Consider the following 21,051-nt stretch of genomic DNA (forward strand, 5'->3'; position numbering starts at 1 on the left):
CCACACAGGACAGGTTGCAAGCCGCTACCCAGCCAGGAGATGCCCATGTCCGATGCCGAATATACCCCGCCCAAGGTCTGGACCTGGAACAAGGAAAACGGCGGGCAGTTCGCCAGCATCAACCGCCCGACCGCCGGGGCGCAGCACGAAAAGGTGTTGCCGGTGGGCGACCATCCCTTCCAGCTCTATTCGCTGGGCACGCCCAACGGCCAGAAAGTGACGATCCTGTTCGAGGAACTGCTCGAGGCCGGCCACAGCGGCGCCGAATACGATGCCTGGCTGATCAACATCCGCGACGGCGACCAGTTCGGATCGGGCTTTGTCGCGATCAATCCCAATTCGAAGATCCCGGCGCTGCTCGACCGCAGCGGCCCGGAACCGATCCGCCTGTTCGAAAGCGGGGCGATGCTGCTGCACCTGGCCGAGAAGTTCGGCGCCTTCATCCCCACCGATGCCAAGGGCCGGGCCGAAACGCTCAGCTGGCTGATGTGGCAGATGGGCAGCGCGCCGTTCATCGGCGGCGGGTTCGGCCATTTCTATGCCTATGCGCCGATCAAGATCGAATATGCGATCGACCGCTATGCCATGGAAACCAAGCGATTGTTCGATGTCGCCAACAACCGCCTGGGCGAAAGCCGTTTTCTGGCTGGCGACGACTATACCATCGCCGACATGGCGACCTATGCGTGGTTCGGCCTGCTCTATCGCGGACTGGCCTACAACGACGCCGGCACGTTCCTGTCGATGCACGAATATACCCATGTCGGGCGCTGGGTCGAAGAGATCAGCGCGCGCCCGGCGGTCAAGCGCGGGCAGAAGGTCAACCTGCTGACCGGGCTGATCGAGCGCCACAGCGCGGCCGATTTCGACGCGCTGCCGGCCGAGTAACACACCCCCTTTTCATCGGCGCGCGGCCTCACTATAGGCCGCGCTCCTGATGGGGCGTCGCCAAGTGGTAAGGCACCGGTTTTTGGTACCGGCATTCGCAGGTTCGAATCCTGCCGCCCCAGCCAGCACGCAGCATATGCCTTGAACCTGCGAACAGAAAACGACTCAGGTTCGAGCCGAAGCGTCAGCGCAGGCGACGGCGCGAAGCGTCGGCAATCCTGCCGCCCCATCCAGCACTGCGTCACTGGCCCATCAGTGCGTCAATGCGGCACTTCGCCTTTCACTATGGTAACGCTTGCCGGCCGGCGCATCAGCAGCACCAGTGGCGTGACGACCAGACTGAGCCACATCATCAGGTAGAAATTGTCGATATAGGCAACCATTGCCGCCTGGCGGTTGATCTCGGCATCGACCACCGAAAGTGCGGTGGTGCCCAGTTGCTGGAAGCGGTCAATCGTCGAAAAATCGATCAGCGCGGTCATCGATGCGGTGACGTGCGATGACAGGTCGGAATGGCTGGTCTGCAGGTTACGCGCCAGCAGCGCCGTTGTGATCGCGATGCCGACCGACGCACCCAGCGAGCGCGACAGGTTGAGCAGGCTCGAACCCTCGGTGCGCAGCGGCGCGGGCAGCGTCGCAAAGGCGCTGTTGTTCAGCGGGATGAACAGCAGCCCGATGCCCAGTCCCTGGATAAAGCCGCTGAGGATGACCGGGCCCTGATCGATATAGAGCGACCAGTGCGACATCTGCCAGAACGATGCGGCGGCCAGCGAGAAGCCGACCAGCAGAATCATGCGCGGATCGACCCCGCGCCGAACCAGGATGCCCGACAGCTGCATGCTAATCAGCGTGCCGACGCCGCGCGGCATCATCGCCCAGCCGGTCCCGATCACCGAATAGCCCAGCAGGCGCTGCAACATCGACGGCAGCAGGGCCATCGACGCAAACATGATGATGCCCATGGCGAACATGAACAGGAACGCGGTCACGAACGAGCGGTTGGCAAACAGGGTCCCGCTGAACAGGGTCTGCTTTTTGGTCGTCAGGAAATGGACGCCGCCCATCCACACCGAACAGCCGATCGCAATCGCATAGATCCAGATCTCGATCGATTCGAACCAGTCGACGTGGTTGCCGCGATCGAGCATCAGCTGCAGCGCGGAAATCGCGATTGCGATCATCGCGAAGCCGAAGAAATCGAAGCGTCGCCGAACGATCGGCCGCGATGGCAGTTCGGCAATCATCAGCGCCAGCGCGATCACGCCCAGCGGCACGTTGACATAGAACACCCAGCGCCAGTTCCAGTTTTCGGTCAGCCAGCCGCCGATGATCGGCCCCAGAATCGGCCCGGCCATCAGCCCCATCCCCCAGATCGCCATCATCTGCGCCTGTTTCGAGGGCCGGTTGACGTCGAGCATGGCCGACTGGCTGAGCGGCGAGATGAACGCGCCGGAAATTCCCTGGAGTGTGCGGAACAGGACCATCTGGGTAATGTTCTGGGCCATCCCGCACAGCATCGATGAAAGGACGAATGCGGCGGTCGAGAGAATGAAAAGTCGGCGCGAGCCGATGCGGTCGGCCAGCCAGCCCGTGGTCGGGATCGCCACCGCGCTGGCGACGATATAGCTGGTCAGTACCCAGCTGACTTCGTCCGGGGTTGCCCCCAGCGAGGATTGCATGTGCGGAATCGCGACGTTGGCGATTGTCGTGTCGAGAATCTGCAGCAGCGATGCCGTCATCACCCCGATGACGACCAGCAGCGGATTGGCCACCGGCAGCGAGGCGACATCCTCGACTGGTGCGGGCGGCGGCGGCGCGGCTGCCCTGGCCCTGCCACCCCGGCCCAATGCGGCGGGCGTGCTTGCCATGCCGGCTGCCTTAGCGCGACTTGCCGTCGGTGCGGACGGTGACGTGGCTCGACAGGCCGGCGATCAGCGGGCGCGGGCTGGCCTGGTCGATGGCGATCCGCACCGGCACGCGCTGCGTCACCTTGACCCAGTTGCCGGTCGCGTTCTGCGCGGGGAGCACCGAAAACTCGCTGCCGGTACCGGCGCCGATCGATGCGACATGGCTTTTCAGCTTTACCCCGGGATAGGCATCGAATTCGATCGTGGCGGGCTGGCCGACCTTCATTTCGGCCAGGTCGGTTTCCTTGAAGTTCGCTTCGACATAGCTCTGCGCATTGGCGACGATCGTTACCACCGGCAGGCCGGAGACGATTTCCTGCCCGGCCAGCAGACGGTCGGCCTGGGTGATGCGGCCGGCAAGCGGTGCGCGGACCACGGTGCGGGACAGGTTGAGCTGGGCCGACTGACGCTGGGCCTGGGCCGCAGCGATGGCAGGCAACACGCCCGGCACCTGCGATCCGGTGGCCAGCTTGGCCTGCGCTTCGGTCTGCTTGGCTTCGGCCAGCTTCAGGGTTTCGCGCGCCTGGGCAACCTGGTGCTGCGCTGCCTGATAGGCCGCCTTGGTGGTGAAGCCGCGTTCCCACAGCGCGCGCTGACGCTCGTAATTGGCCTGGGCGAAGCCGATGTCTTCGCGTGCAGCGGAAATATCCGCGCCCGACATCGCCGCCGAGCTGGCCAGCGCGGTGGCATTGGCCTGGGCGCTGGCGATCGCCGCGTCAGCCTGGGCGAGCTGAATCTGATAGGGTGCCTGATCGACCACGAACAGCACGTCCCCGACCTTGACCTGCTGGCCTTCGCGCACCGCGACCGAAACGATCTTGCCGCCGACTTCGGCGCTGACCGAAACCTTGTCCTGCTGGACATAGGCATTGTCGGTCGAAACCTTGCCCTGCAGGCTTTGCCAATAGCCGATCGCGCCGCCGATGATCAGCAGCGGGACCGCCAGCATCAATGCAAGGCGGCGCCAGTTGCGCGGCGCCTTGGCGGGACGGGCAATGTCAGCATCGTCCTGCGCCATCGCATCTTCAAACGGCTGCGCGTCTTCGGCGACGATCTGCGGATCGCGATCAGCCATTGGCCACCACCTGTTCCACCAGCTTGCGCGACAGGTTCTGGCGCACCTGTTCGAGCAGCGTGGTCAGCTTCTGGCGGTCGGTTTCGACAATGCCGTCAAGCGCCTCCTCGATCATCGCGTCGGCCATCGGGCGCAGCTGATCGAGCAGATCGTGCGCGCGCGGGGTGAGGTGCAGGCGCCACGAACGGCGATCGGCGGCGTCGGCGCGCCGTTCCACCAGACCCGCCTCCTGCAGGCGATCAACCATGCGGCACACGGTGATCGGTTCAACATCCAGCTGTTCGGCCAGACCGCCCTGATTGATGCCTTCGTGGCGCTTAAGGGTGACCAGCACCTGCCATTGCGGACGGGTCACGCCAATCGAGCGGGCCCGGGCATCAAAGGCCCGCCGCATCAGGCGCGAGGTATCCGCAAGAATCGATCCGATGTTTTCCATATACTGTGACATATATAACTATGCATATAATAGTCAAGTGGACAGTCAGCGTGAATGGAATCGCAGCCCGAAGCTGCACCCGGACCGGGATGGTCCAACCGGCAATTGGCTGATCGGCGTTGGTCAGGCGCCGAACGCTGCCCACCGATTGCCACCTTGTCCGCAAGCGGCTAGCCCAGAGGTCAGATGACCGAGCCCGCCACCTCACCTCCCGCGCCCGCTGTCCGGCAGACAATCGCGCTGGTCGACGACGATCGCAATATCCTGACCACGGTATCGATCGCACTGCAGGCCGAGGGCTTTGCGACACGGGTTTACTCGGATGGTGAAACGGCGCTGAAGGCGCTGCTCGACAATCCGCCAGACCTCGCCGTGTTCGACATCAAGATGCCGCGCATGGACGGTCTGGAATTGCTGCGGCAGCTGCGCGCCAGAAGCGCGCTGCCGGTGATTTTCCTGACCAGCAAGGACGAGGAACCCGATGAGGCGCTGGGCCTGGCCCTCGGTGCCGACGACTATATCGCCAAGCCGTTCAGCCAGCGCCTGCTTATCGCCCGGATCCGGGCGATCCTGCGCCGCAGCGAACTGCCGCGGGTCGAACTCGGCACGGCTGACACTGGAGAGGATAGCGAGACGATACGCCGCGGCAGGCTGGAGATGGATCCGCAGCGCCACCAAGTGCTGTGGGATGGCGAGCCGGTATCGCTGACCGTGACCGAGTTCCTGATCCTCGAAGCGCTGGCCAGCCGCCCCGGCGTGATCAAAAGCCGCAACCAGCTGATGGACGCCGCCTACAGCGACGATGTCTTTGTCGATGACCGGACGATCGACAGCCATATCAAGCGCCTGCGCCGCAAGTTCCGCGCTGTCGACACCGGCTTCGGCGCGATCGAGACGCTGTACGGTGCAGGCTATTCCTTCACCGATGGCTGAAACCGCTCCCGATTCCGGCAGGCGGCGTCGGCGGGTCTGGACCCGGCGCACATCGTTGACCGTGCGGATCCTGGCGGTCAACATCATCGCCCTCGGGCTACTGGCCGGCAGCCTGTTCTACCTCGATTCGTACCGCAAGCAGCTGCTCGAGGTGCGCTTCAAGCTGGCCCGGGCCGAGGCCGAGATCACCGCCGACGGTCTGGCCGAAACCCCGATCGCCGGGCGCAAGGCGCTGTTTGGGCGGGTTAGCGGCGACCAGGATCTGCGGCTGCGGCTGTACAATTCGCAAGGCGCGCTGATCCTGGATAGCGACCGGGTTTCCGGCGCGGCCTATGTCTTCGTCGATCCCGCCAGCGAGCCGTTCCTGCTACAGGCCGCGCGGCGCATCGACAGGGGCATGAATTTCATTCTGGGGACCACCCCGGTTCCGGTCTATCGCGATCCGGCGATCGACAACGTCGCGGCCTGGCCTGAACTTGCCGCGGCGAAGGCCACCGGCCGGACCTGGGTACTGCAACGCGCCGCACCGGATGAAACGCCGGTAATCAGCGTCGCTGCGCCGGTCGGGGTGCGCGGCGAAATGCTGCTGACGACGCGCAATGCCCGCGACATTACCCAGGACATCCGCGATGCGCGCAGCACGCTCGCGATCGTCATCGCGGTTACGCTGATCATATCGATCCAGCTATCGCTCTATCTCGCCCGCACCATCGTCCAGCCGCTGCGTGCGCTGGTTCGTGCCGCCGTCCGGGTCCGCCTGGGCCGCGACCGCGAGGTGGTTGTCCCGCGCCTGCCCGAACGCGGCGACGAAATCGGCCTGCTGGCCCGCGCGCTGTCGGACATGACCCTGGCCCTGCGCCACCGGATCGACGCGGTTGAGACCTTCGCCGCCGACGTCGCACACGAAATCAAGAACCCGCTCGCATCGTTGCGCAGCGCGATCGAGACCCTGGGCAAGGTCGATGATCCGGCGCTGCGCCAGCAACTGACCGGGATTGCCGAGCATGACGTGCGCCGGATCGACCGGCTGGTAACCGAAATCGCCGAGGCCAGCCGGATTGATGCCGAGCTGAGCCGCACCCAGTTCGTACCGGTCGATCTTGATGCCCTGGCCGGATCGCTGGTCAGCGCCCGCGCGCAGCGGCGCATGGACGATCGCCGCACGGTGAAGCTGGTGCCGCTTGGCCCCGGACCCTTCATCGTTCCCGGCGATCCGCCGCGGCTGGAACGGGTACTGGAAAACCTGGTCGACAACGCCCTGTCGTTCTCGCCGCCGCAAGGCGTGGTCGAGATCACCCTCGAACGGATGGACGACCACGTCCGCCTGGGGGTGCGCGATCAAGGGCCAGGGATCCCGCTGGAGGCGCGCGACAAGGTGTTCGAGCGGTTCCATTCGCTGCGCCCGACCGACGAGGATTTCGGCAGTCATTCGGGTCTGGGTCTGGCCATCGCCCGAACAATCATCGACGCCCATGACGGGACCCTGATCGCGACAGACCGCGACGACGGTCAGCGGGGCGCCTGCCTCCTGGCCGAGCTGCCGCTCGAGCAGGAAGAGGACGACGAATGAGCTTGCTGGTCAACGTCAGCGCCGTTGCAATCGGGGGGCGCGGGGTATTGATCGAGGGTCCCCCGGGCAGCGGCAAGTCGAGCCTGGCCCTGGCACTGATCGACCGCGGTGCAAAGCTGATTGGTGACGACGGATTGACCCTCGCACGGAGCGGCGAACGTTTGGTCGCCAGTGCGCCGCCCAATGTCGAAGGGCTGCTGGAAGTGCGCAACGTCGGCCTGCTGTCCTATCCGGTCGCGCAGGCGGCTCCGCTGTGTCTGATCCTGCGGCTCGATCCCGAAGCGCCGCGTTTCGTCGATGCAGCCGAATGGGTGGCGATCGAGGGGGTCACCCTGCCCTTGATCCGCCTGTGGCCGGATAGTCCGGCACTGCCCCTGCGCGCCGAGGCGGCGCTCAGGTGCTGGGGGCTGGACGCCTGAACAGCTTCTGCCCGCCGTGGAAGCTTACCGCGACCAGCCAGCCGAGCGCCAGTCCGACCACGGCAGAGGCAACCGCATAGGTCAGCCAGCCCAGCACAGCGCCAAGCGGCCCCGTCGCCTGTTCGACCGCGTGCTGCACCGCGTGGGCTGCATCGGAAGGGGCATGCACGCCAAGTTCGTGCAGGCCGTGGACGATGATCCCGCCGCCGACCCACAGCATGGCTGCCGTGCCGACGACTGACAGCACCGCGAGCACTTTGGGCATTGCCAGCAGCAGGCCGCGCCCGACCGCGCGCGCCGCTTTCGTCCGGCGGTTCTCAACCATGTGCAGGCCGATGTCGTCCATCTTCACGATCAGCGCGACCGCGCCATAGACCAGCACGGTGATCACCACGCCGACCAGTGCGAGCACCACGCCGCGCTCCAAGATCGGGCTGTCGGCGATCTCGGCCAGGGCGATCGCCATGATCTCGGCCGAAAGGATCAGGTCGGTGCGCACCGCGCCCGACACGCGTTCCTGTTCGAACGCGGCGATATCGCTGATCGGATCGTCAAGGGTCTGGCCGTGCTCTTCCCCGCCCAGCTTCTCCATGATCTTTTCCGCGCCCTCATAGCAAAGGAAAAGCCCGCCGATCATCAGCAGCGGGGTCATCGCCCAAGGCAGGAACTGGCTGATCAGCAAGGCGCCGGGCAGGAGCAGGACCAGCTTGTTGAACAGGCTGCCCTTGGCGATCTTCCAGATGATCGGCAGCTCACGATCCGGGGTAAACTGGGTGACATAGGTCGGCGTCACCGCGGCATCGTCGATCACCACCCCGGCGGCCTTGGTCCCAGCCTTGGCCGCGGCCATGCCGACGTCGTCGATCGATGCTGCTGCCGCCTTGGCAATCACGGAAATATCGTCAAGCAATGCAACCAGGCCGGTCGGCATGAAGGTGTCCCTCTGTTCGCTGTAAACCGCATTTGGACAGCCATGCTGTAACGCGCAAGGCTTGCTTTTCCTGGCGGACCCGGTAAGGGCCGCCGCTTCCGGAAGCGATTCCGGAGCACAGAAAGCCGGAGGGGCCCCGCAATGGTGCGGATCAGCCAGCGATCGGTTAGATGAATGAAAGGCTGTACATGCCGCTCTATGAGCATGTCTTCCTGGCCCGCCAGGATCTGAGCCAGGCGCAAGTTGACGCGCTGGCCGCTACCGCCACCGAGATCGTCGAAGCCCACCAGGGCAAGGTCACCAAGACCGAAACCTGGGGCCTCAAGAACCTCGCCTACAAGATCAAGCGCAACCGCAAGGCGCACTTCGTGATGCTCAACATCGAGGCCCCCGCCGGCACCGTTGCCGAGCTGGAACGCCAGACCGCGATCAACGAAGACGTGATCCGCTGGATGACCGTCCGCGTCGACGAGCATGAAGCCGGTCCTTCGGTGCAGATGCGCAAGAACGAGCGCGAACGCACCAAGCGCCGCGAACGCGAGGAGTACTAAGAGATGGCCCGCGCATTCTTCCGCCGCCGCAAGAGCTGCCCGTTCTCGGGCAAGAACGCTCCCGTCATCGACTACAAGGACACGCGCCTGCTTCAGAACTATATGTCTGAACGCGGCAAGATCGTGCCGAGCCGGATCACCGCCGTTTCTGCCAAGAAGCAGCGCGAACTGGGCCAGGCGATCAAGCGTGCCCGTCACCTGGGCCTGCTGCCCTACCTCGTGAAGTAAGGGGAGAGACATCATGGATATCATCCTCCTCGAACGTATCGAGAAGCTCGGCACCATTGGCGACGTCGTTACCGTCAAGGACGGTTACGCACGCAATTTCCTGCTGCCGAACAAGAAGGCGCTGCGCGCCAACGATGCCAATCGCAAGGTCTTCGAAGCCAATCGCGCCAAGATCGAAGCCGACAACGCAACCCGCCGCGGCGAAGCCGAAGTCCATTCGAAGGACGTCGAAGGCAAGTCGGTGGTGCTGATCCGCGCGTCGTCGAATGCCGGCCAGCTGTACGGTTCGGTTTCGGTGCGCGACATCATCGAAGCGCTCAACGCCGATGGTGCCAACCTGACCCGGTCGATGATCGTGCTGGAACGCCCGATCAAGACGATCGGCGTGTTCGACGTCAAGGTTGCGCTGCACCCCGAAGTGATCGTGACCGTCAAGGTCAACGTCGCGCGTTCGACCGATGAGGCCGAACAGCAGGCCCAGGGCGTCGACGTGATCAAGGCCATGTTCGAAGACGAAGCTGCGGCCGATGCCGCCAGCGACTTCGAACCGGGCAACGGCGAAGATCTGGAAGCCGAAGCTGCCGCTCCGGCTGCCGAGGCCGAAGCTGAGGAAGGCGACGAAGCCTAAGCGCTTCTTCGCCATTCCGGACAAGATCAGGGGGTGCTGCGGCGCCCCCTTTTCTTTGCTGTCATTGAAATGCCGCGTGACTATGGTTATAGGCCCGCGATGGAAACGACAGAAACAATCATCGCGGAACTGGTCCGCGTCTACGAACAAGCCGTCACCACCCTGCGCAGCGATGTCATCGCATATGCGACCGACGGCACCCTTCCCCCGGCCGATCGCCGCGCGACGAACGCCTGGTGCTATCCCGAGCTCAAGGTCACCTATCGCGGGGTCGAAACCCGCCCCGATCTGGCCCGCGCCTTTGGCCGGCTGGCCCATGATGGCACCTTTACCACCACCGTGACCCGCCCTGCGCTGTTCGCCGATTACCTTTCGGAACAGCTCGAGCTGCTGGCCGGGGACTATGAGATAGAGATTTCGGTCGGGCGCTCGGCCCAGGAAATCCCTTTCCCTTACGTGGTCGATGCCAGCTCCGGACTCGGCGCGGTCAGCCCGGGCGAACTTGCCCGCCACTTCCCTTCGACCGAGCTGGCGATGATCGGTGATGAACTGGCCGACGGCGTCGCTGTCGACGGGATGGACGAAACCATCCCGCTGGCGCTGTTCGACGGGCTGCGCACCGATTTCAGCCTGGCCCGCCTGGCCCACTACACCGGCACCGCGCCCGAACACTTCCAGCGCTTCGTGCTGTTCACCAACTACCACCGCTATGTCGACGAATTCGTCGACTGGGCGGGCCAGCAGCTGGGCAAGGACGAATATACCGCGCTGTCGGGTGCCGGCGGACTGTTCCTGGACGCCGAGACCCAGAATGCCCGCGAACGTCTGTCCGATACGGCCTGGCGGCGGCACCAGATGCCGGCCTATCACCTGATCCGGCCCGACCATTCGGGGATCACCCTGGTCAACATCGGCGTCGGACCATCGAACGCCAAGACGATCTGCGATCACCTGGCAGTGCTGCGCCCCGAAGCCTGGCTGATGATCGGCCATTGCGGCGGCCTGCGCGACACCCAGAAGATCGGCGACTTCGTGCTGGCCCACGCCTATCTGCGTGACGACCACGTGCTGGATTGCGTTCTCCCACCGGAGATCCCAATCCCGGCAATCGCCGAAGTGCAGATCGCCCTGGCTCAGGCGGCCGAGATGGTCAGCGGCGATGTCGGTGCCAACCTCAAGAAGCGGATGCGCACCGGCACCGTGGCCACCACCGACGATCGCAACTGGGAGCTGCGCTATACCCAGTCGGCCCGCCGTCTCAGCCAGAGCCGCGCCATCGGCATCGACATGGAAAGCGCGACCATCGCCGCCCAGGGCTATCGTTTCCGCGTGCCTTACGGGACGCTGCTGTGCGTGTCGGACAAGCCGCTCCACGGCGAGATCAAGCTGCCCGGCCAGGCCAACCGCTTCTACGAGGAAACGATCGCCTCGCACCTGTTGATCGGCACCACCACGGTCGAACTGCTCCGCGCCCAGGGCGCACGCCTGCACAGCCGCAAACTGCGCGCCTTCAACGAACCGCCGTTCCGGTAAGGAAATCCCGGATCGCCAGGCCCAGGTCCGGCTTGGTGACGCAACCCATGTGGGTGCCGGGGACGACCACGTGGACCGCGTCGGGCAGCGCGGCTGCCAGGGCTGCGGGATCGCCGTTGTCGCGGTCTTCGTCGCCGCAGATGACAGCGGTCGGCATGGTCAGCACCGCCAGCGCCTCGGGCGGGGTGTCGGCGAAGGTCTGGAGCAGCAGGCGTGCCGCAGTCCGGTCGATCTTCATGCTCTTGATGAACTGGACCGCGTAATAGGCCGGATCGCCATGCTTTACCTCGGTGAACCTGTCGACCGCGTCGATGAAGAAGGCCTGCCTGCCGGTCCAACCGGCCAGCCCTTCCAGACCCATCCCGCCCAGCACCAGACGGTGCGGCTTGAGCCCGCCGACCACGGCGCGGACTGACGTGCGTGAACCGAGCGAAAACCCGCAAAGGTCGAAGTCGGTCAGCCCAAGCTGTGCCACCAGCGCCTTGAGATCCAGCGCCAGCACGTCATCGGGATAGGCCGCGGGATCGTGCGGCGCGGCGCTCTGCCCGTGGGCGCGCAGATCCGGCATCAGGCACTCGAATCCGGCCTCGGCCAGCAAGGCGGCGTGGCCCCACTTGATCCAGTTCATCTCGGCGCTGGAGAACAGTCCGTGGAGCAGGATCAAGGGCCGACCCGCTCCCATCCGGTGCAGAGCCAAGCGGGTTCCGCCATGGCCGTCATACCAGTCAAGCGTCGCACTCATTCGGGAACCTCCAGTCCTGCCTTGGTCCAGCGCTCGGAAACGCTCGCCGTCCCGTCGCTGCGATGGCGTGGCAGGGCGCTGGTATCGATCCAGGATTCATGCAGCGATTCGACGCCGAAGTGCGCCTGCGGGGCCAGACGGCCAGGCGTATTGAGCGAGCCGTAGGTCACGTCCAGAGCACCCTCACTGGCGGAATCGTTGTAGGCAAACCCCAGCGGCGTTCCGCAGGCCGAACAGAATGGCCGCTGCGCGATGGGAGATGACGCGTACCAATCGGGCTCGCTCAGCCATTCGAAACCGGCAGCTGCGGGGATATTGACCAGTGCCGCTGCAAACCCGCCCGTGGCGCGCTGGCACATCCGGCAATGGCACAAATAGGCCTGGGCACCGTCCGACGCGAAACGATAGCGGACGCGGCCACATTGGCACCCACCGGTCATTTCATCCGCCATCGCCCTAGCCCTTCTTCAAATGCCTTCGCCCCAGCAGTTCTGCGATCTGCACCGCATTAAGCGCCGCACCCTTGCGCAGGTTGTCGGATACGCACCACAGCGACAGGCCGCTTTCCACGGTCGGATCCTCGCGCACGCGGCTGACATAGGTGGCGCCATCGCCGACACATTCGATCGGGGTGACGTATCCGCCGTCCTCGCGCTTGTCGATCAGCATGATCCCGGGTGCCTCGCGCAGGATGTCCTGGGCCTGTTCGGCGCTGATCTCGTCCTCGAACTCGATGTTGATCGATTCCGAGTGGCCGACGAATACCGGTACGCGCACGCAGGTGGCGGTGACCTTGATCTTCGGATCGAGGATCTTCTTTGTCTCGACCACCATTTTCCATTCTTCCTTCGTCGATCCATCATCCAGGAAGCTGTCGATGTGCGGGATGACGTTGAAGGCGATCTGCTTGGTGAACTTCACCGGCACGCTGGGATCGCCAACGAAGATGTTGCGGCTCTGCTCGAACAGCTCGTCCATGCCCTGCTTGCCCGCGCCAGAAACGGACTGGTAGGTGCTGACGACAACCCGCTTGATCCGCGCCGCATCGTGCAGCGGCTTGAGCGCCACGACCATCTGCGCGGTCGAGCAGTTGGGGTTGGCGATGATCATCTTGGCCTTGTAGCCGTCGATCGCATCGGGGTTCACTTCGGGCACGATCAACGGCACGTCGGGGTCCATGCGGTAGAACGAGGAATTGTCGATCACCACGCAGCCCGCGGCCGCGGCCTTGGGGGCATAGGTCTTGGCGATGTCCGATCCGGCGGCGAACAGGGCGATGTCCCACCCGGCAAAATCGAAATGTTCGATATTGCGGACCTTGAGCATCTTGCCGCTCTCGCCGAAGTCGATCTCGCTGCCCTGCGAGCGCGACGAGGCGACCGCGGCCACTTCGTCGCAGGGAAATTCGCGTTCGACCAGCACGTTGAGCATTTCGCGCCCGACATTGCCGGTCGCGCCGACCACAACCACCCGGTAACCCATCTTCATTCTCCGCTCGACTAAGCCTGCGCCCTAGCCCCTCACTGCGGCGGCGTCACCCCATGGCGGGCCATGAAGGCCAGGATCGTCTCCCACAGGTGCGTGCTGACCTTGGGGCCGGAAACGCGGTGGGTGTAGCCGGGATAGAGCATCATCTCGAACGGCACGTTCTGCGCCTGCATCCGCGCGATCAGAGCGGAGGAGTTCTCGAACACCACGTTGTCGTCGGCCATGCCGTGGACCAGCAGCAACGGATCCTTGATCCTGGCGACATCGGCCAGGGCATCGGCATTTTCGTAGACCTTTGGCTCCTTGTTCGGATCGCCCAGATAGCGCTCGGTATAGGTGGTGTCGTAAAGCTCCCATTTGGTCACCGGCGCGCCGGCGATGCCCGCGGCAAAGAGCCCCTGATCGGCCTGCAGCATCTTCAGCGTCATGTAGCCACCATAGGACCAGCCATAGATCGCGATCTTGCCCGGATCGACGAAGGGCAAAGTCTTCAGATAAAGCGCGCCGGCCTTCTGGTCCTCCACCTCGACACTGCCCATCGCCCGCCAGATCTGGCTGGCGAACTGGACGCCGCGGTTCTCACTGCCGCGGTTGTCGATCTCGAACACGATGAAGCCCTTGTCGACCAGGGCCTGGGTCAGTGCCCCGCCCCAGCCGCGCGTCACCTGCTGCGCGGTCGGCCCGCCATAGTGCTGGAAGAACACCGGATAGCGCTTGCCCGGCGCCAGCACCGGCGTGGTCATCTTCCAGTGCAGATCACTGCCGTCGACCGCCTTGATCGTGCCGAACTGTGCCGGGCGATGCCCGGACAGGAACGGGGCATAGGGATGCTTGGCATCGACCTTGTTTTCTTCGACCCAGGCCAGCCGCTTGCCCGCCTGATCGGCCAGATAGACCTGTGGCGGCTGGTTGTCGGCAGAACGCGAGATCAGCAGGGTCTGCCCGCTCTTGTCCATGGTCGCGCCGTTGGTCCAGCCAGCTTCGCTCAGCCGGTCGAGCCGGCCCGGCCGGGCCAGATCGAAGCCATAGACGTGCTGGCTGATCGCCTCGTCCTTGTTGGCGGTGATGATTACGCGGCCCTTCTTCTGGTCGACTCCGACCAGACTGCTGACCACCCAGGGGCCCTTGGTCAGCTGGGTCCACTTGCCCTTCTTGAAGTGCCACAAGTGACCATACCCATCGCGTTCCGACCACCAGATCAGGCTGCCGTCGTCGAGAAAGCGGTAATCGTTCGACAGGTTGATCCAGCTCTTCGCTGCGGCCTTCTCAGTGAACAGCACACTGGACTTGCCGGTCGCCGGATCGACGCTGAGCATATCGAGCCGGGTCTGCTCGCGGTTCATCCGCTGGACGTAGAGCGTCCTGGCCCCAGGGGCCCAATTGACCCGGGCGAGATAGATGTCGCGGTTTGCGCCCAGGTCCACCTCGACCCGCTCGCTGCCATCGGGCTTCATCACGAACAGCGAGACCAGCGAATTGGGCGTGCCCGCCGCGGGATAGCGCTGCTCGAAGGTCTTGGTCCCTTCGGCCCCGATCGCAGCGCGCGTGACCACGCCGACCGGCGCGTCATCGAACCGCTGGACAGCGATGCGGCTGTCGTCGGGTGCCCACCAGTAACCGGTGAAGCGGGCCATTTCTTCCTGGGCGACGAATTCGGCCTCCCCCCAGTGAACGGTCCCGGCCTTTTCTTCGGGCGTGATCGCTTGCGCTGCGCCGCCGGTCTTGCCGACCCACAGCCGCCGGTCGCACACGAACGAGAGATAGCCGCCCTTTTCGCTCAGCGCGGGGTTGAGCTCGTCCTCCTTGCTGTCGGTCAGCTTCTGCACCGTCCCGTCGAGCCGGGCGAGGAACAGGTCGCCATCGAGCGGGACCAGAATGCCCTTGCCGTCGGCCGACCAGCCATAGCTGACGATGCCCTTGACGTCGCCGACGCGCATCCGTTCACGCTGCATCTTCTCGGCTTCGGACAGGTCCCGGCCCGATCCCAGCTTCAACGAGTCGACCAGCATGGTCCACGTGCCGGTGGTGCGATCGAAGCCCCACAGGTCCCAGCGTTCGCGATCGTCGGCGCGGTTGCGCAGCATGGTCAGAAACCGTCCGTCGGGTGACAGCTTGACCCCGCGCGGCACCGGTCCGTTGAGGCTCGGGCTGGCGAAGACCCGCTCGATCGGCAGGACAGTGCCAGCCGCGGAAGCCGACGTCACAGCGGCCTCCTGTGCATGAAGCGCGGGCGCGACGAACAGGCTGGTAGCGGCAAGCAGGACGGGCAGCAGACGCATGACAATGGAATTCCCCGGAAACAAAGGCGGAAGGGCACCCTGACTGGCGCCGAGGTGCCCTTCATAAAACCAACTGGCTTTTGTGCCAGAGGCGTTGGTCGATTGAGGTGCAGCGTCGAACCTAATCCCTCCCGCAAATGGGTCGCCGCTTACCTTTTGTTAAGGCTAATCGGCAAGAACCCGGGAAGAGACCACCGCGGTCGTCAGGGGGACCCGTCACATGCCGATGCTCAGCGATATCGCCCAGCGCAAGAAGATCGAATATTTCCTCAATCCCTTGCCTAGGGATGCCGCGATCCTGGAGATCGGCTGCGGTGCGCGCTGGGTGGGGGATCACCTGCGCAGCGCCGGCTACACCGGCTATGTCGGCAACGACCTGTTCCCGCCGGCCGACATCGTCGGCGACATCCGCAAATGGCGCGAACTGGGCCTCAAGGGCGAGAGCTTCGATGCGATCGTCGCGTTCGAAGTGGTCGAACACGTCGATCTGTTCCAGGAAGCCTTCGATTTGCTCAAACCCGGCGGCACGTTGCTGCTGACCTCGCCGGTGCCTGAAATGGACTGGGCGATGCAACTGCTCGAAGCCGTCGGCCTCAACCAGAAGCGCACCAGCCCGCACGATCACCTGATCGATTTCCGCACCATCCCGCTGTTCGAGGCGGTCTCGCTGCGCCGCGTTGCCGGACTGTCGCAATGGGGCATCTTCCGCAAGCCGGACGGCGCCGAGCGCAAACTGGCGGCCTGAGCCAAACCCCAACCACCCAAACGAAAAGGGCCGGGATCGCTCCCGGCCCTTTTGCATGTCGTGCGTTGACGCTTACGCTTCAGTGCGGACGTCGCGGCGCTCGGCGATGCGGGCGCGCTTGCCGGTGCGGCCGCGCAGGTAATAGAGCTTGGCCCGGCGCACCACGCCCTTGCGGACGACGGTGATGCTGTCGATGTTGGGCGAATAGAGCGGGAACACACGCTCCACGCCTTCGCCGAAGCTCATCTTGCGGACGGTGAAGTTGCTGCCGATGCCCTTGTTGGCACGGGCGATGCAAACGCCTTCGTACATCTGGACGCGGCTGCGTTCGCCTTCGATGACCTTCACGCCGACGCGGACAGTGTCACCGGGACGGAATTCGGGGATTACCTTGTCGCCCGAAGTCGCCTTGGCGATTTCCTCGGCTTCGATCTGCTGGATCAGGTTCACTGGTCCATATCCTTCTTTTTTCGCCGCGCGCCAGAGGCAGGCTGGACCCGAGCCCCCTCATAGGGCTCCCAAAGATCCGGCCTGCGTGACCGTGTATCGATCTCGGACTGTGACTTGCGCCACGCCGCGATCTTCGCATGATCCCCCGATCGCAGCACTTCGGGGATCGTGCGCCCTTCCCACTCAGCGGGCCGGGTATAGTGCGGGTATTCGAGGAGGCCGTTCTCGAACGACTCCTCGGTCCCGCTCGAAGCCGCGCCCATTACGCCGGGAAGCAGCCGAATGCAAGCATCAAGCAGCATGATCGCCGCCGGCTCGCCGCCCGACAGGACGATGTCGCCGACCGACACCTCTTCGACGCCCCGCCCGGCGAAAACTCGCTCGTCGAAACCCTCGAACCGGCCGCACAGCACGATCACCCCTGGCCCTGCCGCCAGCGCGCGCACCCGCGCCTGGGTCAAAGGCGTGCCGCGCGGGGTCATGGCGATGACGGGTGCAGCGGGATTGGCCGCGCGGGCATGGTCGATCGCCGCCGCCAGCACGTCGACCCGCAGCACCATCCCCGCCCCGCCGCCGGCCGGGGTGTCGTCGACCGTCTTGTGCTTGTCGATCGCGAAATCGCGGATCTGGACGCAATCGAGCGCCCACTTCCCCTCGTCCCGCGCGCGACCTGCAAGGCTGACGCCTAGCGGCCCCGGGAACATTTCAGGATAGAGGGTCAGGACGGTGGCGCGGAAAGTCATATGGCCAGGGCCTTTCCCAGATTGGCGGGCAAGGCGCAATTGCTGACTTGCCTAAGCGCCGGGCCTGCGGAACAGTGGCGATGATGCGCAGCCTTGCCCTTGCCCTGCTGCTTGCTGCAGCCAACCCCGTCGCTGCCGAGGAAATCGGCGAGTGCCGGTTTGACCGCGATAGCTTGACCTTTGCCGGGACCCCGGTCGAGCAAGCCACGTGTCTGCTGCGCAAGGTCGGTCCGCTGGGCGAACGATCGGACCAGCCGCTGCCGGCGGTGTTCGAACGCCTGCTTTCGAGCGGAACGCCGCCCAGCCCGACGATGAAGGAAGCCGCGCTTGCCGCCTTCCCGCAGCCCTATCAGACCTTTGCCCGGACCTATGCCGATGCGCCGATCGCCCGGACCGAGGCCGGGCTGCCCGCGCTGTACTTCGTCATCCACGATACCAGCACGCCCTTCTATGCCGACGCGCCATTCCCGCGCCATCTCGACACCGACTGGCAAGTCAACGACTTTGCGCCCTATATGGACGGCACGTTCGCGCGTGAGCCGGTCGCCCACATCTTCCTGTCGCGCTATGGCCAGATCTGGGCCGGACACGAATTCCAGGAGGCCTGGCGCGCGACCAAGCTGGAATCCTACGTCATCGGCGTGCCGGCGCGCGGGCGGTTCCTGCATATCGAGACAGTCCAGCCGCGGCGATATATGGCCGGCTACAGTGATCGAGGCCATACCGAAGGCCCCCGCCCCGGCTTTTCCGCAGCGCAGTATCGCCAGCTGGCGGCGCTGTACGTCTATGCCAGCGCACGTGCCGGACACTGGCTGATCCCTGCGCAGCACAACACGGTGGATGGCGGGATCCCCGATGCCCACGACGATCCGCAGAACTTCGAGCTGGCGCGCTTTGCGGTGGAGGTCGGCAAGCTGACAATGACGGCCGACTGACCCGTCAACTGCCGCAGCCCCCGCAGCCTCCGCCGCCGCAGCCGCCGCCATCGCCGCCGCTGGAACTGCAACCGCCGCCGTCACCGCTGCGCTTGCTGTGCAGGCTCGACCACGGCGAGCCGACCAGGGCGCCGGTCCCGAACAGCGCGACGGCCAGGCCGGCTTCGTCGCCGGTTGGGGCCAGCCGCAGCCGTTCGTTGCGCGACCGCGCCTCCACCACTTGCGCGCGGCCTTCATCAGTACGGGGATCGAACAAGGCGAGGCGGAGCAGCGCCAAGATCCCTGTGACGATGAGCAGCATGATCAGAAAGCCCACCGGCCTATCCCGCATCATGCCGATGTCCAGCCTGACCAGGCCAAAGCAAAGCACCGCGATCAAGGGCGCGGCGGCTAGCAGGCGCCGACCAAGTCGCTCCGTCGGCTCCATCAGCAGCCCTATGGCGGTAAGGCGGCGGTCGGTCACGCTACCATGGTCGCGCGCCTGGCGCAGGACACCGGCCAGCGGCATCTGAACCGCGGCGTGCAGTATCGCGCGTTCCAGCGCGGTTTCGCCGCGGGCGCCGGGCCGCGCCGAAAACCGCCCACGATCGTCCATCGACAGCGCGCCGCCGGCATAGAGCCGCGCCAGCGCCGCCTCGATCATCCGGCTGTTCCCTCCGGCAAGAAAGGCCAGGTCATCGATCCCGCTGGCCCGCCCCGGCCGACCCGGCGGGCGTAGCCAGGCAGGAAGGAACAGGCCAAGCAGGCCCGCCGCCACCAGCAATACGGTGTAAAGGGACAGGAACGGCCCAGCGGTCAGGTCGAAAGGTCCAAGCCCCACGATTCAACGTCTCCCGAACAAGGCCCAGCCTGCCACCACACCCATCATGAGCGTCGTGAGCAGAATGGCCACAAACAAGGGGCGCGCGATGATCCAGCCTTCCCGGGGATGGACGCGACGGGCGCGCGGATCGACGATCAGCCGCTGATAGGCACTTGGCCAGATATCGGCGGGCGGCGATCCGAAGACGCGCTCGTATGATCGCAACGTTTGCGCATATTGTTCAAAGTAGCGTGCCTGCTCCGCACTGCCCCCGGCAGTCGGACCGTGGTGCAGCGGCCTGCCCAGCACATCGGGGCAGAATGCCTGCCAATAGTCCGCGGAATAGGTCAGGTGCAGATGCCACACCTGGTCGACAGCGTCCGAAGGCGTCACCGGATGGCCGGCCGTAACGGCCAGATAGCAGAAGCGCTTGTACTCGCCGATGACCCGTTCGGCGAAGGAAGTCGACCAGCCGTTCTCACGCGCAAGACGCTGCGCAAAGGATAGCGCGGCGTCTTCGGGACCTATCGGATGGGAAAGGATGGCCTGCCAGAGCGGATTGTCCGGCAAAGTGAGCGATCGGTGATCGTCTCGGTTCATCGCGATTTGTCTACCAATTCAGTAGACACTTGTCAAGCTGCTATTCGGCCCAGCCGTCGGCGATGACCAGGCGCTCGCCATCCCAGGCGGGCACGGCTTCGACGCGCATTGGCACCATGAAGCGCCTGCCGGGCTTGCCGTCAACCGCCGGCCGCTCGATCTCCAGCACGTCGCCAGCGCCATAGTTTTCTACCGCCACGCAGGTGCCCAGCACCGCGCCCTCGCTTGAGACGGCTGGCAGACCGATCAGGTCGGCGTGGTAGTATTCACCATCAGCCAGGGCTGGCAGCGCGCTGCGCGGAACCGTCAGCGCCGTGCCGCGCAAGGCTTCGGCGGCGGTGCGGTCGCGCACTTCGGCGAAGCGGGCGATCGCCCCGCCCTTGCCATCGTCCTTGAGCTTTTCGACCGTCAGCGCTGCATCGTTGAAGGCGCGGAACCGCCTGAGCGATTCCACGCCTTCCGCGAAGATCTTCAGGCGAACCTCGCCCGTCACGCCATGCGCGCCGATGACGGCAGCCAGCGTGACGGGGCGATCGGTAGCCAAGGCTTAGCCCTCAGCCGCGTCCTGAGCGCTTTCGCCAGCGACTTCTGCGGCATCGCCGGCGTCTGCGTCAGGCGTCGCGACATTGGCTTCGGCAGCCGGAGCTTCATCGGCAGTGGCTTCGGCAGCGGGCGCTTCTTCAGCAACGGCTTCAGCGGCAGGCGCCTCTTCAGCCACAGCAGGTTCTTCAGCAACAGGTGCGTCTTCGACGACCGGCGTTTCTTCAACGGCGGGAGCGGCAGCAGCCTCCTTGGCGGCTTCTTCAGCAGCGGCGGCCTTTTCGGCCTTTTCCTCGGCGCGGTCCTTGGCCTTCTTGCCCGGTTCGGCCTTCTTGGGGTTCACGGTCGCAGCGCGTTCCTTGATCCCGGCCTTGTCGAGAATGCGGGCAACGCGGTCGGTCGGCTGTGCACCGACGCCCAGCCAATAGCGGACGCGGTCTTCGACCAGACGAACGCGGTTGTCGTCATCCTTGGCAAGCAGCGGGTTGTAGGTGCCAACCTGCTCCAGATACTTGCCGTCGCGCGGGGCGCGGCTGTTGGAAACGACGACCTTGTAATACGGGCGCTTCTTGGAACCGCCACGCGAAAGACGAAGGGAAACAGACATTTGAACTACCTTTCTATCGAA

23 protein-coding genes, 1 tRNA gene and 1 pseudogene are annotated in these 21,051 nt (G+C 65.0%); 11 read left to right on the forward strand and 14 right to left on the reverse strand.

What is annotated here, in order from left to right:
* Positions 1–45 precede the first annotated feature (45 nt).
* Together yghU and ACFFF7_RS00960 are read left to right on the forward strand one after the other, a co-directional pair.
* Positions 46–888: a glutathione-dependent disulfide-bond oxidoreductase gene (gene yghU / locus ACFFF7_RS00955; protein WP_379479494.1), complete on the forward strand. Its 843-nt coding sequence runs from the start codon at positions 46–48 to the stop codon at positions 886–888.
* 50 nt (positions 889–938) lie between these two features.
* Positions 939–1,013: transfer RNA gene (locus tag ACFFF7_RS00960), tRNA-Gln, on the forward strand.
* A gap of 135 nt (positions 1,014–1,148) precedes the next feature.
* On the opposite strand, the gene ACFFF7_RS00965 is transcribed toward ACFFF7_RS00960, so the two are convergent.
* The 3 genes from ACFFF7_RS00965 to ACFFF7_RS00975 are packed head-to-tail and all read right to left on the reverse strand — an operon-like array spanning position 1,149 to position 4,318.
* Positions 1,149–2,756 carry a DHA2 family efflux MFS transporter permease subunit gene (locus tag ACFFF7_RS00965; RefSeq protein ID WP_379479495.1) on the reverse strand — a complete coding sequence of 536 codons (1,608 nt, stop codon included), beginning with the start codon at positions 2,754–2,756 and terminating at the stop codon, positions 1,149–1,151.
* A 10-nt stretch (positions 2,757–2,766) separates the two neighbouring features.
* On the reverse strand, positions 2,767–3,870 hold the full coding sequence (locus ACFFF7_RS00970; protein ID WP_379479496.1) for an HlyD family secretion protein: 1,104 nt from the start codon (positions 3,868–3,870) through the stop codon (positions 2,767–2,769).
* Complete coding sequence (locus ACFFF7_RS00975) at positions 3,863–4,318, reverse strand: MarR family winged helix-turn-helix transcriptional regulator (RefSeq protein WP_379479497.1); 456 nt, start codon at positions 4,316–4,318, stop codon at positions 3,863–3,865. The genes ACFFF7_RS00970 and ACFFF7_RS00975 overlap by 8 nt, the downstream gene beginning before the upstream one ends.
* Positions 4,319–4,492: 174 nt before the next feature.
* On the opposite strand from ACFFF7_RS00975, the gene ACFFF7_RS00980 reads away from it, so the two are divergent.
* Genes ACFFF7_RS00980 through ACFFF7_RS00990 form a run of 3 tightly spaced genes read left to right on the forward strand, consistent with a single transcriptional unit; the run spans position 4,493 to position 7,228 of the window.
* A complete protein-coding gene (locus tag ACFFF7_RS00980; protein ID WP_379479498.1) occupies positions 4,493–5,239 on the forward strand; it encodes a response regulator transcription factor in 747 nt (248 codons plus the stop codon).
* Positions 5,232–6,809, forward strand: coding sequence for a sensor histidine kinase (locus ACFFF7_RS00985; RefSeq protein ID WP_379479499.1), 1,578 nt, complete (start codon positions 5,232–5,234; stop codon positions 6,807–6,809). Before ACFFF7_RS00980 ends, ACFFF7_RS00985 begins: the two co-directional genes overlap by 8 nt.
* Positions 6,806–7,228: an HPr kinase/phosphorylase gene (locus ACFFF7_RS00990; RefSeq protein WP_379479500.1), complete on the forward strand. Its 423-nt coding sequence runs from the start codon at positions 6,806–6,808 to the stop codon at positions 7,226–7,228. Before ACFFF7_RS00985 ends, ACFFF7_RS00990 begins: the two co-directional genes overlap by 4 nt.
* Here the strand turns inward: ACFFF7_RS00990 and ACFFF7_RS00995 are convergent.
* Positions 7,203–8,159: a DUF808 domain-containing protein gene (locus tag ACFFF7_RS00995; protein ID WP_379479501.1), complete on the reverse strand. Its 957-nt coding sequence runs from the start codon at positions 8,157–8,159 to the stop codon at positions 7,203–7,205. The two genes, ACFFF7_RS00990 and ACFFF7_RS00995, sit on opposite strands and share 26 nt — an antisense overlap.
* A gap of 188 nt (positions 8,160–8,347) precedes the next feature.
* Here ACFFF7_RS00995 and rpsF point away from each other — a divergent pair, with 188 nt between their 5' ends.
* From rpsF to ACFFF7_RS01015, 4 genes are all read left to right on the forward strand, one after another.
* Positions 8,348–8,710, forward strand: a complete 363-nt coding sequence (gene rpsF, locus ACFFF7_RS01000; RefSeq protein WP_379480442.1) for a 30S ribosomal protein S6 — start codon at positions 8,348–8,350, stop codon at positions 8,708–8,710.
* A 3-nt stretch (positions 8,711–8,713) separates the two neighbouring features.
* Positions 8,714–8,938 carry a 30S ribosomal protein S18 gene (gene rpsR, locus ACFFF7_RS01005; RefSeq protein ID WP_379479502.1) on the forward strand — a complete coding sequence of 75 codons (225 nt, stop codon included), beginning with the start codon at positions 8,714–8,716 and terminating at the stop codon, positions 8,936–8,938.
* Positions 8,939–8,951: 13 nt separating this feature from the next.
* Positions 8,952–9,566, forward strand: a complete 615-nt coding sequence (gene rplI, locus ACFFF7_RS01010) for a 50S ribosomal protein L9 (RefSeq protein WP_379479503.1) — start codon at positions 8,952–8,954, stop codon at positions 9,564–9,566.
* Between the two features lie 99 nt (positions 9,567–9,665).
* Positions 9,666–11,099, forward strand: a complete 1,434-nt coding sequence (locus ACFFF7_RS01015) for an AMP nucleosidase (RefSeq protein WP_379479504.1) — start codon at positions 9,666–9,668, stop codon at positions 11,097–11,099.
* Here ACFFF7_RS01015 and ACFFF7_RS01020 read toward each other — a convergent pair.
* Genes ACFFF7_RS01020 through ACFFF7_RS01035 form a run of 4 tightly spaced genes read right to left on the reverse strand, consistent with a single transcriptional unit; the run spans position 11,077 to position 15,608 of the window.
* A complete protein-coding gene (locus tag ACFFF7_RS01020) occupies positions 11,077–11,841 on the reverse strand; it encodes an alpha/beta fold hydrolase (protein ID WP_379479505.1) in 765 nt (254 codons plus the stop codon). The genes ACFFF7_RS01015 and ACFFF7_RS01020 overlap by 23 nt on opposite strands.
* Positions 11,838–12,293: a GFA family protein gene (locus ACFFF7_RS01025; RefSeq protein WP_379479506.1), complete on the reverse strand. Its 456-nt coding sequence runs from the start codon at positions 12,291–12,293 to the stop codon at positions 11,838–11,840. The genes ACFFF7_RS01020 and ACFFF7_RS01025 overlap by 4 nt, the downstream gene beginning before the upstream one ends.
* 4 nt (positions 12,294–12,297) lie before the next feature.
* Positions 12,298–13,323 (reverse strand): aspartate-semialdehyde dehydrogenase, encoded by a 1,026-nt coding sequence (locus ACFFF7_RS01030; protein ID WP_379480443.1) that lies wholly within the window; start codon positions 13,321–13,323, stop codon positions 12,298–12,300.
* Between the two features lie 38 nt (positions 13,324–13,361).
* Complete coding sequence (locus ACFFF7_RS01035) at positions 13,362–15,608, reverse strand: S9 family peptidase (RefSeq protein ID WP_379479507.1); 2,247 nt, start codon at positions 15,606–15,608, stop codon at positions 13,362–13,364.
* A gap of 220 nt (positions 15,609–15,828) precedes the next feature.
* Here ACFFF7_RS01035 and ACFFF7_RS01040 point away from each other — a divergent pair, with 220 nt between their 5' ends.
* Positions 15,829–16,353 carry a class I SAM-dependent methyltransferase gene (locus ACFFF7_RS01040; RefSeq protein ID WP_379479508.1) on the forward strand — a complete coding sequence of 175 codons (525 nt, stop codon included), beginning with the start codon at positions 15,829–15,831 and terminating at the stop codon, positions 16,351–16,353.
* A gap of 72 nt (positions 16,354–16,425) precedes the next feature.
* On the opposite strand, the gene rplS is transcribed toward ACFFF7_RS01040, so the two are convergent.
* Together rplS and trmD are read right to left on the reverse strand one after the other, a co-directional pair.
* Positions 16,426–16,803, reverse strand: a complete 378-nt coding sequence (gene rplS, locus ACFFF7_RS01045; protein ID WP_379479509.1) for a 50S ribosomal protein L19 — start codon at positions 16,801–16,803, stop codon at positions 16,426–16,428.
* Positions 16,800–17,546 carry a tRNA (guanosine(37)-N1)-methyltransferase TrmD gene (gene trmD / locus ACFFF7_RS01050; RefSeq protein ID WP_379479510.1) on the reverse strand — a complete coding sequence of 249 codons (747 nt, stop codon included), beginning with the start codon at positions 17,544–17,546 and terminating at the stop codon, positions 16,800–16,802. The genes rplS and trmD overlap by 4 nt, the downstream gene beginning before the upstream one ends.
* Before the next feature lie 83 nt (positions 17,547–17,629).
* Between trmD and ACFFF7_RS01055 the strand changes: the two genes are divergently transcribed.
* Complete coding sequence (locus ACFFF7_RS01055; RefSeq protein ID WP_379479511.1) at positions 17,630–18,481, forward strand: peptidoglycan recognition protein family protein; 852 nt, start codon at positions 17,630–17,632, stop codon at positions 18,479–18,481.
* A 4-nt stretch (positions 18,482–18,485) separates the two neighbouring features.
* On the opposite strand, the gene ACFFF7_RS01060 is transcribed toward ACFFF7_RS01055, so the two are convergent.
* The 4 genes and pseudogenes from ACFFF7_RS01060 to rpsP form a co-directional block, all read right to left on the reverse strand.
* Entirely contained in the window at positions 18,486–19,301 is an 816-nt protein-coding gene (locus ACFFF7_RS01060; RefSeq protein ID WP_379479512.1) for a TIGR04222 domain-containing membrane protein, read from the reverse strand.
* 3 nt (positions 19,302–19,304) lie between these two features.
* Positions 19,305–19,883, reverse strand: a complete 579-nt coding sequence (locus tag ACFFF7_RS01065; RefSeq protein WP_379479513.1) for a glycine-rich domain-containing protein — start codon at positions 19,881–19,883, stop codon at positions 19,305–19,307.
* Between the two features lie 40 nt (positions 19,884–19,923).
* Positions 19,924–20,427, reverse strand: a complete 504-nt coding sequence (gene rimM, locus ACFFF7_RS01070) for a ribosome maturation factor RimM (RefSeq protein ID WP_379479514.1) — start codon at positions 20,425–20,427, stop codon at positions 19,924–19,926.
* A gap of 120 nt (positions 20,428–20,547) precedes the next feature.
* Positions 20,548–21,030 (reverse strand): annotated as a pseudogene (rpsP, locus tag ACFFF7_RS01075) (30S ribosomal protein S16); the annotation flags it as partial.
* Between the last annotated feature and the right edge of the window lie 21 nt (positions 21,031–21,051).

The organism is Novosphingobium aquiterrae, assembly GCF_042434435.1.
GTDB lineage: Bacteria > Pseudomonadota > Alphaproteobacteria > Sphingomonadales > Sphingomonadaceae > Novosphingobium > Novosphingobium aquiterrae.